This window comes from Mesorhizobium loti (genome assembly GCA_014189435.1).
Classification (GTDB): Bacteria; Pseudomonadota; Alphaproteobacteria; order Rhizobiales; family Rhizobiaceae; genus Mesorhizobium; species Mesorhizobium loti_G.
On the sequence record CP050293.1, the window covers coordinates 5,102,675 to 5,114,774 of the forward strand.

General features: G+C 64.2%; 14 protein-coding genes and 1 tRNA gene. 11 read left to right on the forward strand and 4 right to left on the reverse strand.

All coding sequences use genetic code 11. The features are described from left to right. Position 1 precedes the first annotated feature (1 nt). Together HB777_24515 and HB777_24520 are read left to right on the forward strand one after the other, a co-directional pair. Positions 2 to 877: a branched-chain amino acid ABC transporter permease gene (locus HB777_24515; protein QND66760.1), complete on the forward strand. Its 876-nt coding sequence runs from the start codon at positions 2 to 4 to the stop codon at positions 875 to 877. Further along, positions 874 to 1,908, forward strand: coding sequence for a branched-chain amino acid ABC transporter permease (locus HB777_24520; GenBank protein ID QND66761.1), 1,035 nt, complete (start codon positions 874 to 876; stop codon positions 1,906 to 1,908). The genes HB777_24515 and HB777_24520 overlap by 4 nt, the downstream gene beginning before the upstream one ends. 25 nt (positions 1,909 to 1,933) lie before the next feature. On the opposite strand, the gene HB777_24525 is transcribed toward HB777_24520, so the two are convergent. The 4 genes from HB777_24525 to HB777_24540 form a co-directional block, all read right to left on the reverse strand. After that, entirely contained in the window at positions 1,934 to 3,250 is a 1,317-nt protein-coding gene (locus HB777_24525) for an ArgE/DapE family deacylase (GenBank protein QND66762.1), read from the reverse strand. Between the two features lie 42 nt (positions 3,251 to 3,292). Then, entirely contained in the window at positions 3,293 to 4,198 is a 906-nt protein-coding gene (locus HB777_24530) for a MurR/RpiR family transcriptional regulator (GenBank protein QND66763.1), read from the reverse strand. A gap of 231 nt (positions 4,199 to 4,429) precedes the next feature. After that, positions 4,430 to 6,070 carry a DUF882 domain-containing protein gene (locus tag HB777_24535; GenBank protein QND66764.1) on the reverse strand — a complete coding sequence of 547 codons (1,641 nt, stop codon included), beginning with the start codon at positions 6,068 to 6,070 and terminating at the stop codon, positions 4,430 to 4,432. Positions 6,071 to 6,326: 256 nt separating this feature from the next. Next, positions 6,327 to 6,401, reverse strand: a tRNA-Thr gene (locus tag HB777_24540). A 162-nt stretch (positions 6,402 to 6,563) separates the two neighbouring features. Here HB777_24540 and HB777_24545 point away from each other — a divergent pair. From HB777_24545 to yacG, 9 genes are all read left to right on the forward strand, one after another. Beyond that, positions 6,564 to 6,740 (forward strand): hypothetical protein, encoded by a 177-nt coding sequence (locus HB777_24545; protein ID QND66765.1) that lies wholly within the window; start codon positions 6,564 to 6,566, stop codon positions 6,738 to 6,740. A 128-nt stretch (positions 6,741 to 6,868) separates the two neighbouring features. Further along, on the forward strand, positions 6,869 to 8,161 hold the full coding sequence (gene murA, locus HB777_24550; protein ID QND66766.1) for a UDP-N-acetylglucosamine 1-carboxyvinyltransferase: 1,293 nt from the start codon (positions 6,869 to 6,871) through the stop codon (positions 8,159 to 8,161). A 91-nt stretch (positions 8,162 to 8,252) separates the two neighbouring features. Then, positions 8,253 to 8,687 (forward strand): DUF2948 family protein, encoded by a 435-nt coding sequence (locus tag HB777_24555; protein ID QND66767.1) that lies wholly within the window; start codon positions 8,253 to 8,255, stop codon positions 8,685 to 8,687. Positions 8,688 to 8,694: 7 nt separating this feature from the next. Continuing rightward, the gene (gene hisD / locus HB777_24560; protein ID QND66768.1) at positions 8,695 to 9,987 is read left to right on the forward strand and encodes a histidinol dehydrogenase; all 1,293 of its coding nucleotides are present in this window, start codon (positions 8,695 to 8,697) and stop codon (positions 9,985 to 9,987) included. Positions 9,988 to 9,993: 6 nt separating this feature from the next. Further along, positions 9,994 to 10,479 carry a UPF0262 family protein gene (locus HB777_24565; GenBank protein QND66769.1) on the forward strand — a complete coding sequence of 162 codons (486 nt, stop codon included), beginning with the start codon at positions 9,994 to 9,996 and terminating at the stop codon, positions 10,477 to 10,479. After that, entirely contained in the window at positions 10,467 to 10,937 is a 471-nt protein-coding gene (locus HB777_24570; protein ID QND68896.1) for a low molecular weight phosphatase family protein, read from the forward strand. The genes HB777_24565 and HB777_24570 overlap by 13 nt, the downstream gene beginning before the upstream one ends. An 87-nt stretch (positions 10,938 to 11,024) precedes the next feature. Next, entirely contained in the window at positions 11,025 to 11,243 is a 219-nt protein-coding gene (infA, locus tag HB777_24575) for a translation initiation factor IF-1 (GenBank protein QND66770.1), read from the forward strand. A gap of 21 nt (positions 11,244 to 11,264) precedes the next feature. Next, positions 11,265 to 11,894, forward strand: a complete 630-nt coding sequence (locus tag HB777_24580; protein ID QND66771.1) for a Maf-like protein — start codon at positions 11,265 to 11,267, stop codon at positions 11,892 to 11,894. Then, the gene (yacG, locus tag HB777_24585) at positions 11,891 to 12,088 is read left to right on the forward strand and encodes a DNA gyrase inhibitor YacG (GenBank protein QND66772.1); all 198 of its coding nucleotides are present in this window, start codon (positions 11,891 to 11,893) and stop codon (positions 12,086 to 12,088) included. Before HB777_24580 ends, yacG begins: the two co-directional genes overlap by 4 nt. Positions 12,089 to 12,100: the final 12 nt, after the last annotated feature.

Genomic DNA, 12,100 nt, shown 5'->3' on the forward strand with positions numbered 1-12,100 from the left:
AATGAGCGCATTGGCGGAAATCCTGTTCGGCGGCCTGTTCCAGGGCTCGCTCTACGCCATGATGGCGGTCGGGCTCGCGCTCGTCTGGACGACGATCGGCGTGTTCAATTTCAGCCATGGCGTGTTCATGATGCTGGGCGCCTACATCGCCTGGCAACTGGTCGAACTCGGCCTACCGGCGGCGGTCGCCTTTCCGGTCGCCGTCGTCGTCATGGCCGGCGTCGGCTGGATCCTGCAGGCGAGCGTCGTGCGGCCGTTGATCGGCCGGCCCAACATCGTGCTGGTCGTCGTCATCACCACGCTGGCGGCCGGATCGCTGATCGAGAATGGCGCCTTGACCATCTGGGGACCACGCTCGAAGCAGATCCCGGCGCTCATCGCCGGCAACACCACCATCGGCGGCGTCGGCGTCTCCCTGCACCAGATTGCCATCATCGTCATCACGCCGCTGATCCTTGCCGCACTTTGGATGTTCCTCAACCGCACACGGCTCGGGCTGGCGCTGCGCGCCGTGGCGCAGAACGAAGATGCCAGCCACCTTGTCGGACTGAACGTCACCGCGCTCTACGGATTGGCCTTCGCCATCGCCGCTTCGCTGGCCGGGCTGGCCGGTATCTTCATGGGCGGCTACCGTTTCATGTCGCCGGTGATGGGCAGCGATCCGCTGCTCAAGGCGCTGATCGTCGTCGTCTTCGGCGGCATATCGAGCATCTCGGGACCGATCTTCGCCGCCTATCTGATCGGCTTCTTTGAAGCCGCCTGCAGCTATTATTTCGGCTTGTACTGGACGCCGGCGCTGCTGTTCGGCGTGCTCATTCTGACCCTGATGGTGCGCCCCGAGGGCATTTTCGCCAGCCGCTCCCGAGGCCTTGCATGACCGACACGACATCGCCGATGACCCTTAGCCACGCAGAGGCGGCAACCCCGATCGCCCCCGGCCGCACGCCCTGGAAGCAGGAGGCCATCGGCTTCGTGCTCGGCTTCGCCCTGTTGGCGCTACTGCCGTTGATCTTCGGCGACACCTATGCCCGCCACATCCTGATCATGGCCTTCATCTATGCGATCGTCGCCTCGAACTGGGACCTCAGCCTCGGCTATGGCGGCGTCTTCAATTTCGGCCATCTGGCGCTGTTCGGCATCGGCGTCTATGCCTACAGCCTGCTCACCAAGCTCGCCGCATTCGACCCATGGATCGCGCTGTTTGCCAGCGGTGTCATCGCCACGCTGGCGGCGATCCTGGTGACCATCCCGATCTTGCGGCTGAAGGGCATCTACATCATCCTGGTCACTTTCGGCTTCGCGCAGCTGGTGATGCAGGTGATCATCAGCCAGTCCGACATCACCGGCGGCACGCAAGGGCTGGTGCGCATTCCCGGCCTCTACGTCTTCGACCACAACATGGTCCGCGACGGCAAATCAGCCTATTTCTACATCGCGCTGGCCCTGCTGGTGGCAAGCACGCTGTTCCTGCGCGTGTTCGTGCGCTCGCGCGCCGGGGCCAGCATCGTCGCCTTGCGCGACAATGAGGAATACGCCATCAGCCGCGGCGTCTCGATCGTGCGCCAGCGCATGCTGACGCTTGCGGCGAGCGCCTTCTTCACCGGCATCGCCGGCGCCTTCTATGCCGCCTACCAGCGCAACGCCTCGATCGACGTGTTCGGCATGAGCCTGGCGACCATCATCCTGTCGATGGTGCTGCTTGGCGGCACCAGCACCATTTACGGCGCCATCATCGCTTCCTTCGTGCTGACGATTTTTGCCGAATGGATGGCCGATTTCGGCGCGTGGCGACCGATGATCACGGCGGTGCTGATCATCGGCGTGATGCTGGCCTACCCGAGCGGGCTGGTCGGCATGATCAAGGCTTCATGGGGTGCCGTCGCCGGGCGCCTGAAGCGCCCGGCCTGACCGTTTTCGAAGTAGCGGCTCCGCCTCAGCGGATGCCGCACCAGTCGATCACCGAAGCGGCGATCACCTTGGCGGTCTCGACCACCGATTCGACCTCGACATATTCGTTGGCACCGTGAAAACCGTCGCCCGACGGGCCGAAGATGACACCGTCGACGCCGGCGCCGGCATAGTGCGCGGCATCGCACACGGCGACGAAGCCGCGCGCCTGCGGCGCCTTGCCGACCATCGCCTTGCGCTTCATCAGCGATGTCACCAGCGGATGATCGACCGGCGTGTTCATCGGCGGGAAATACAGGCCGCCGAGCTCCCACTGGATGGCAGGCGGATTGTCGCGCAGCCAGGCATCGGTTTGCGCGAAATGGTGGACGAAGGCCTCGAAGTCGCGGCGATAGTCGGCCGAGTTCTCATCCGGCAGGAATTTCATGTCGAGGTCGAGCACCGCGACATCGGGAATGATGGCCGGGTTGGTCATCACGGTCGGCAGGCCGTGTTCGCCAAGGCCAGTGCCGCCATGCATGACGCCGATGTTGATGGTGTTCATGCCGAGCGGCAGCAGCGGATGGGATTTCGCCCGCGTGCGGTCCAGCTCATACTGGCGTACGGCCCCGATGAAGCGGGCGGCGATCTCGATCGCGTTGACGCCCGGCTCCAGCCGGTCCTTGTCGTGGCGCTGCGGATAGATCTCGTTGTAGCGCAGCGCCGAATGGGCGTTGCGGCCGCGGATCGTCACCCGCGCCCATTCCAACCCGCCTTCGACCGGCAGGACATCGCCCCAGGTTGGTTCGGCGACCAGCACCGCCTTGGCGAGCTTGCCCTTCTTCACGGCGTCCATAGCGCCGAAGCCGCCGGCTTCCTCATCGACGACGGAATGGATGGCCAGCCGGCCCTGCAGCGTGATGCCCGCCTTGCGGATCGCGCGTGCTGCGGCGATGCAGGCGGCGACGCCGCCCTTCATGTCGACGGCGCCACGGCCATAAAGCCGGCCATTGGTGATCTCGCCGCCGAACGGATCGACCGACCAGTCCTTCATCGCGCCGACCGGCACGACGTCGATATGGCCGCACAGGATCAGGCTGCGGTCCTCGTCTCCAGCCCATTCGCCGACCAGATTGGGCCGGCCGGGCAAGGCATCCCATTGTTCGGTCCTGAAACCGTCCTGCTTGAGGATCGGCTCAAGCAGCGCCTGGACGTCCGCCTCGCGGTTGATCGCCGGATTGGGCTCGAATTTGGGGTTCACCGAAGGGATGCGGACCATGTCGCGGGTCAGCCCGATCAACCAGTCGCGATCGGTCTCGATCTCAGCCTGCACGGCTTCGATGATGGTCTGGTTGTCAGGCATTTTCTTTTCCCTTGTTGCATCGCGACGCTGTGCACATCGACGCTATTTCCTAGAGGTTCCGGGTTTGGCGGCTTCGGCGTCCGGCGGCGATAGGGCGGCATCGAGGGTGACGGCATTGGCGCTGCGGATCTTCTCGATGTCCTCGATGCGCTTGCGTACCCCGGCGCCATGGCCTTCCAGCGCATGGGCAAAGACGGTTTCCATCTGGGCAACGGCGGTGGCCAGCGTGTCGAAGGGCGAGTTGGCGTCGATCGCCGCGACCATGGTCAGGTCGGCGACCTCTGATATCGGCGACAACCACACATCGGTGAACAGCAGGATGGAGACGCCGCGTTCCTTGGCCTGCTGCGCAAATCTCACCACGTCCGACTGGTAGCGCCGGTAGTCGAAGACGACGAGCAGGTCGCGCTTGCCAAGGTCGATCAACAGGTCGAAATCGGCGGGGCTCAACGAACCGATGTCGCGCACGCCAGAGCGGAACTGCAGGAGGTAGCCGGCCAGCATGGATGCGATATGCCGGCTGAACCGGCCGCCCAGCAGCACGACCTGGCCCTTGCTCTCAAGCAGCATGTTGACGGCGCGCGTGTAGGCCTGCACCGGCACCGCGGTGCGGGTGCGCTCGAGACTGTCGGAAACCGAATGGAAATAGGCGAGTGCGGTGCCTTCGCTGGAGCCGCCCGGACGCTTGGCCTCCATCATCAAAAGCGGCGAATGCAGCCTCGATTCGACTTCGGTGAGCAGGCGCGCCTGGAAGTCGGCAAAGCCGACATAGCCAAGCTTGGTCATCAGGCGCGTCACACTCGGGTCGCTGACGCCGGCCCGCCGCGCCAGCCTGGTCGCGGTGCCCAGCCCCGACATGGGATAATCGGCAAGCAGGACCTGGACGATCTTCTCTTCCGCGGAGGTGAACGCCACGGTCATGTTGGCCAGTTCTTCACGGATGGACATGGTCATCGCCTATCGCTGACGGAAGATGATTATCTTACAATTCCATGCAAGATTGTCAAATTTGGAAATTATTTTACAGAGCCGTTCGGCAAGATTTCAGGATGGGTTGCGCAATCCCTCTGCGACCCTGCGATCCGCATCGTGCACCACATTTCATGTCAGGTCGAACGGGTGCATTCGCCGTCCACGACACGCCTGCTCCCTATATGTCAAATCCCGGACGCGGCCAGCCTATTTGAAGCTGGCGATGGGCAAGAACTTGACCGCGGAGCCGGTGAAGCGGCGGTGATCGGACGTCTGTCCTCGCGGCTGGAATCCGTCGAGATAGACATGCTCCGGCGCCGTGCGGATGAGATTGGCAGCAATGACGGGCGCCGTCGCAGGCCTGGCTCCGCCGACGATGCCGCGACCTGTCCCGATCGGCCGGCCGGACAACGCGGCTGGCACAATGACGGCGGTGGCTTCGGGATCGAGACGTGGCTGGACGCGGTCTGCCTTCGGGCTGGCCCTGACGCGATCTTCGGGCTTCGATGGGGGAACTGCAACCTGCTCAGCGGCCAGCCGATCAAGGCCGTCAGCGGCGTGCTGCATGGCCAGGAGGGCACCGACCGCATCGCGAGATTTGGCTGCTTCCGGCTGGCGCACCGGACTTGTCCGGCTTTCCGGCCGCCATGTCGGCAAGGGGATGTTGAGCGCCACCATGTCCGGCGCGACGCTCGCGACAGCGGCATCCGCCTTACCCGTGGGAATTTCGGCATTGGCGGCTGCCGGCTTGGCAGCGGCCAGTTCGGCCCGCGCCGTGGACGCATCGGCGATTGCCAACGGTGCGGTTTGCGGGGTCGGAACGGGTGCCGCAAGCTCGGTGCGCGGTGCGAAGGCGGGCAGCGGCACCGAGCCCGGCGCCATGGCCATGACGATCGCTTCAGGCGTCTTCCCCTTCTGTCCAACTGGCGGTTCCTCGCCTGCATCGCCGGAAGCCATCTGGATGTCCGCCCGCTGGGCATCCTGCGGCGGCACGATCGCGATGCCGGCAGGCCTGGGTTCAACGGACCTGGCCGGCTTGCGTGGTGCCGGCACCGCCTCCGCGACATCATCCGACTCGTCTCCACCCAGAAGCGTCGCCAGCAGGCCGCGCGGCCTGCGTTGGCCGCCGTCGACGCTTGCCAGTTCGATGTTGGGCGTGCCGGCGCCCTTGCGCGATTTGTAGGCGGCAAACGCCTGCTCGTAGCCGGGCAGCGGTTTGCCGTCGCTCGGCACATGCAGTGTGTTGCCGTTGGGAAATACCCTGGCGAGTTCCTGGCGGCTGATGCCCGGCCAATGCCGCACATTGCCGACATCCATATGTATGAAAGGCGAACCGGAGGTCGGGTAATAGCCCACCCCGCCGCCCTGCATCTTGAGGCCGATGTCGCGCAACTTCTTCAGCGGCACATCCGGCAGGAAGAAATCCATCGCGCGGCCAACCATATGTTGGCTTTCCCGGGCCACGCCCTTGGAGCGGCTGCGCAGCATTGCGTTCGTCGCCGGCGAACGATAGGCGCTGACCACATGGATATAGGCCGTCGAGCCGCTGGCGCGGTAAGCCTGCCAGACAAGATCGAGCAGGCGCGGATCCATCTTCGTCGGTTCGTTGCGACGCCAGTCGCGCAGCATGAGATTGATCTTCTTCAATCCCGCCGGATCGTAGCGCCCGTTGCGCTTGAAGACGATTTCAGCCTTCTCGCCCGTATGGAGATGTTGAATCCTCAAAGCGCGCGTCTCCGCGAACGCGCTGCTGACGCACAGGCAAAGGAACGTCGCCATCATGGCCGGCAGCAATGTCCAACGATGGGAAGCGCCGGGCGCGTTTTGCTCGTTTTCAATCACGTTCATGCCTTGCACATTCTTTTAGTTTCGGGCGATTGAGGTCGCCGCCCATACGAGGAGCCTTTCGGCCCACTCCCTGACAAGGCACGGACTTGACCGGCGCAGACGGGCATCCATTCCACAACACGTCTGCCGATGAACAGCATCTTGGTTAACGAATCGTGTCGATGCCGAAATGCATCTCGGCTCGAAGGCGCGATGCGCGAGCCCTGCCTCGCAAATGCAAGGGACAAAATTCACGACAATGCTGATCGTTGGGAACTGGTGCTGCGAGAGAGGATTGAACTCTCGACCTCTCCCTTACCAAGGGAGTGCTCTACCACTGAGCTACCGCAGCCGCTGATGGCGGGGCTTCTGCCATATCGAACCGGCAAGCGCAAGGCCAAGTGCAACGCTTCTGTGAAAGCCTTTGCCGGATAGCTTTTAATGACATGGCCGTGCCACAATGTTGGCTAATCCCTGAACAGCAAGCTGGTGGGTCGCCGGCGGGGACGGGGCGATGGAAGACAAGACAATTCCACCGAAAAACAGCGCGACAATCCGCAAGGATCGGCTGGCCGAGCAATTGCGCGCCAATCTGCAGAAGCGCAAGGCGCAGTCGCGCTCGCGCCGCACCGGAGAAGCCGATCTGCGGCCGGACGGGCTTGCTGCATCGAAGGAAATACAAAAAGATTAACTCAAATCGGCCACTCTTGGCCCGGGGTGGGCGAAATCCTATTTCTTGAACCAAGCCGGCCAATGGTCTAGACGGGCCGCTACTCAAACGATTGAACCGGCCTTTTTGGCCGAGAGGGACGTTCTTCCATGGATCGCATCAGAATTGTCGGGGGCAACAAGCTCTCCGGAAGCATTCCGATCTCGGGCGCGAAAAACGCGGCCCTGCCCCTGATGATCGCCTCGCTGCTCACCGACGACACGCTGACGCTGGAAAACGTGCCGCATCTGGCCGATGTCGAGCAGCTGATCCGCATCCTCGGCAATCACGGCGTCGATTATTCGGTCAATGGCCGCCGCGAGAAGCAGAATGAGGGCTATTCGCGCACCATCAACTTCTCCGCCCGCAACATTGTCGACACGACGGCGCCCTACGAGCTGGTGTCGAAGATGCGCGCCTCGTTCTGGGTGATCGGCCCGCTGCTGGCCCGCATGGGCGAGGCCAAGGTGTCGCTGCCGGGTGGTTGCGCCATCGGCACGCGCCCGGTCGATCTGTTCCTTGAAGGCCTGCAGGCGCTGGGCGCCGATATCGACGTCGACACCGGCTATGTCATCGCCAAGACCAGGAATGGCCGCCTTGTCGGCAACCGCTACATCTTCCCGAAAGTCTCGGTCGGCGCCACCCATGTGCTGATGATGGCCGCGGCACTCGCCAAGGGCGAGACGGTGCTGGAAAACGCGGCCTGCGAGCCGGAGATCGTCAACCTCGCCGAATGCCTCAACGCCATGGGCGCCAAGATCCATGGCGCCGGAACGCCAACCATCACCATCGATGGCGTCGAATCGCTGTCGGGTGCGCGCGTGCGCGTCATTCCCGACCGCATCGAGACCGGCACCTATGCCATGGCCGTCGCCATGACCGGCGGCGACGTCGTGCTCGAAGGCGCGCGGCCGGAGCTGCTGCAGACGGCACTGGACGTGATCGCCCAGACCGGCGCCGAAATCACGCCGACCAATTCCGGCATTCGCGTGAAGCGCAACGGCGCCGGCATTTCGCCGGTCGACGTGACGACCGCACCCTTCCCGGCCTTCCCGACCGATTTGCAGGCGCAGTTCATGGGTCTGATGACCATGGCGAAGGGCAAGTCGCGCATCACCGAGACGATTTTCGAAAACCGCTTCATGCATGTGCAGGAACTGGCGCGGCTCGGCGCCCACATCACGCTTTCGGGCCAGACGGCGATCGTCGACGGCGTGCCGAAGCTGAAGGGCGCCCCGGTCATGGCGACCGATCTTCGCGCTTCCGTGTCGCTGGTCATCGCCGGCCTCGCGGCCGAAGGCGAGACCACGGTCAACCGGGTCTACCATCTCGACCGCGGCTTCGAACGGCTGGAAGAAAAGCTGTCCAACTGCGGCGCGGAGATCGAGCGGATTTCCGCATAGGCCAATCGCAAGGCCTTGCGGTGCGGTTGCGCCGACGGGAAAGACCGCCTAACAGAAGGTTCAGTTATCAACCTTCAGGTGCGAAATCCGCATGACCGGCCTTAAGCTTATCGCGCTCGACGACCAGGATCTGAGCATTGTTTCGGCTCATGTCCAGGACGCCGTACTGAAAGTCAGCGACCTCGAATTCCTGCCTGCGGCCAAGCGTTTCTTGCTGACCATGAACCGTTTCGTCTGGGAGGCCAAATCCGGCCTGTTTCGCCAGCACAATGAGCGGCGGCAGGCCGTGCTGCATTTCGACCGGGTGCTCGGCGCCAAGACCAGCGGCATCGACCGCGACAAGCCCGCCGAGATCCTGTCGCTGCTGGCGATCAGCTTCATCGAGATCAGCAAGCCGGCCGGCATCGTCGAGTTGATCTTTGCGGGCGGCGGCGCGATCATGCTCGACGTCGAATGCATCGAGGCCCGCCTTGCCGATATTGGCGGGGCGTGGGAAGCCACCTCGCGCCCCATCCACAAGGCCTGAGCGTCCGATGGCCATCACGCTTCGTCAATCCGATGCCGATTTCGAGCGGCGTTTCGCCGCCTTCCTACTGACCAAGCGGGAAGTGTCCGCCGATGTCGATGCCGCGGTGCGCGACATCATCGCGCTCGTGCGCGCGGAGGGCGACGCGGCGCTGATCGACTATTCGCAGAAATTCGATCGCGCCGATCTGGCTGGACTGGGCATCGCCGTCTCGAAGGACGACATCGCGCAGGCTTACAAGGCCGCCGACCCAAAGACGATCGAGGCGCTGGAATTCGCGCGCGACCGCATCCGCTCCCATCACGAACGGCAGCGGCCGAAGGACGATCGCTATACGGATGCCGCCGGCGTGGAACTCGGCTGGCGCTGGACGGCGGTCGAGGCGGTCGGGCTCTATGTGCCGGGCGGCACGGCGAGCTATCCAAGCTCGGTGCTGATGAACGCAGTCCCGGCCAGGGTGGCCGGCGTCGAGCGCATCGTCATGGTCGTGCCGGCGCCGGGCGGCATCATCAATCCGCTGGTGCTGGTGGCTGCCGATATCGCCGGGGTATCCGAAATCTACCGCGTCGGCGGCGCGCAGGCGATCGCAGCCCTTGCCTACGGCACGGAAACCATCCGGCCGGTCGCCAAGATCGTCGGACCGGGCAATGCCTATGTCGCGGCGGCCAAGCGCCAGGTGTTCGGCACCGTCGGCATCGACATGATCGCCGGGCCGTCGGAAGTGCTTGTCGTGGCCGACGGCAGCAATGATCCGGACTGGATCGCCGCCGACCTGCTGGCCCAGGCCGAGCACGACACATCGGCGCAGTCGATCCTGGTCACCGACGATCCGGCCTTCGGCATCGCTGTCGAACAGGCGGTCGAGCGCCAGCTGCAGAGCCTGCCGCGCGCCGAGACGGCAGCGGCGAGCTGGCGCGATTTCGGCGCCGTGATCCTGGTTCCAACCATTGAATCCTCGCTGCCGCTGGTCGACCGCATCGCCGCCGAACATGTCGAATTGGCAATCGACGATGCCGAGGGTTTCCTGTCGCGGATGCGCAATGCCGGTGCCGTGTTTCTGGGCCGCCACACGCCGGAAGCCATCGGCGACTATGTCGGCGGCTCCAACCATGTGCTGCCGACGGCACGCTCGGCGCGCTTCTCGTCCGGGCTGTCGGTGCTCGACTTCGTCAAGCGCACCTCGATCCTCAAGCTTGGGCCGGAGCAGTTGCGGGTCCTGGCGCCGGCGGCGATTGCGCTCGCCAAGGCGGAAGGCCTTGACGCGCACGGACGCTCCGTCGCCATACGGTTGAACATGTAGGCCGCGATGTCGGACTCCGATCAAACCCGCGCCAGGCTGATCGATGTCGAACTCGATGAATCGATCGGCCGTTCGACACCCGATGTCGAGCATGAGCGCGCGGTGGCGATCTTCGACCTGATCGAGGAAAACAGTTTTCAGCCGGTCAATGACAGCGGCCCTGGGCCCTATCGGCTAAAACTGTCGCTGGCCGAGCAGCGCCTGGTGTTTGCCGTGGCCCGCGAGGATGGCGCCGCCGTCGTCACCCATATCCTGTCGCTGACGCCGCTGAGGCGCATCGTCAAGGACTACTACATGATCTGCGAGAGCTATTACGACGCCATCCGCTCCTCGACACCGAGCCACATCGAGGCGATCGACATGGGCCGCCGCGGCCTGCACAATGAAGGCTCGCAGACGCTGATGGACCGGCTCTCCGGCAAGATCGACATCGATTTCGACACGGCGCGCCGGCTGTTCACGCTGGTCTGTGTGCTGCACTGGCGGGGCTAGTCCTGGCACCCGGCGCCCTGCCCCGTTCGATCCTGTTCCTGTGCGGCATGAATGCCGTGCGCTCGCCAATGGCCGAGCAGCTGGCGCGGCGGATGCTGCCTGCCACCATCTTCGTCGCTTCGGCCGGCGTTCGCGCCGGCGAGCGCGATCCGTTCGTCGATGCGGTGCTGGCCGAAGAAGGCCTGTCGCTGGGCGAGTGTCACCCAAGGACCATGGACGATCTCGAGGACGACTATTTCGACCTCATCGTCACGCTGGCGCCGGAAGCGCACCACGCCGCACTTGAGCTTACCCGCTCGCTCGCCGTCGAGGTCGAATACTGGCCGACGCCGGACCCGACCGATGCCGGCGGCACGCGCGAACAGATCATGGCTAGTTATCGCGACGTGCGCGAGCGGCTGAAGTTGCGCATAGGCCGACGTTTTTTGCTTCCAGAGGCAAAAAACGCGGCGGATTAAGCGTGTTCACAAGCGGACGATTATCATATAGGTTCCGCCGAAATTCCGGCCAGGGTGCTGGAACTACCATCCAAGCAAAGGTATCGAATGCCGAAGGAAGAAGTCCTCGAGTTTCCGGGTGTCGTGACGGAATTGTTGCCGAACGCGATGTTTCGGGTAAAGCTCGAAAACGAACATGAAATCATCGCCCATACGGCCGGCCGCATGCGCAAGAACCGCATTCGCGTGCTGACCGGCGACAAGGTTCTGGTCGAGATGACGCCATACGACCTGACCAAGGGCCGCATCACCTATCGTTTCAAGTAAGCAAAGCCCGACTGGTCCGCGATGAGCATTTTGCAGAAGCTGGTGCTTGCCTCGGGTTCGCCGCGCCGGATCGAGCTCTTGCAACAGGCCGGCATCGAGCCGGACCGTGTGCTGCCGGCCGATGTCGACGAAACGCCGCTGCGTGCCGAGCATCCGCGCTCGCTGGCCAAGCGGCTGTCGAAGGAAAAGGCCGAGAAGGCGTTCGCGTCGCTGAAGACCGAAGCCGACTATGCGCCGGGCTTCGTGCTGGCCGCCGACACGGTGGTTGCCGTCGGGCGGCGCATCCTGCCCAAGGCAGAAACCCTCGACGACGCCGCCAACTGCCTCGGGCTGTTGTCCGGCCGCTCGCACCGGGTCTATTCCGGCATCTGCCTGATCACGCCGGGTGGCAAGCTGCGCCAGCGGCTGGTCGAGACGCGGGTGCGCTTCAAGCGGCTGCCGCGCGAGGAGATCGACGCCTATGTCGCCTCGGGTGAATGGCGCGGCAAGGCCGGCGGCTACGCCGTCCAGGGTCTCGCCGGCGCCTTCGTCGTCAAGCTGGTCGGCTCCTACACCAACATCGTCGGGCTGCCTCTGTATGAGACCGTCGCCCTGTTGAGCGGCGAAGGCTTCAAGGTGCATGGCGGCTGGCTGGCGGGAACCCGGCTGTGAATTCCGACTCCAAGGTCACGCCCTTGCGCCCAAAGCGCCCCTGCCCCGAATGCGGCAAGCCCTCGGCGCGCGACACCTTTCCGTTCTGCTCGACGCGCTGCAAGGACATCGACCTCAACCGCTGGCTGAAGGGCGCCTATGTCATCAAGGCCCGCGATGACGAGGAAGAGACGGACCCCGACGCTCCGAATTAAGGCTGGGCGCCG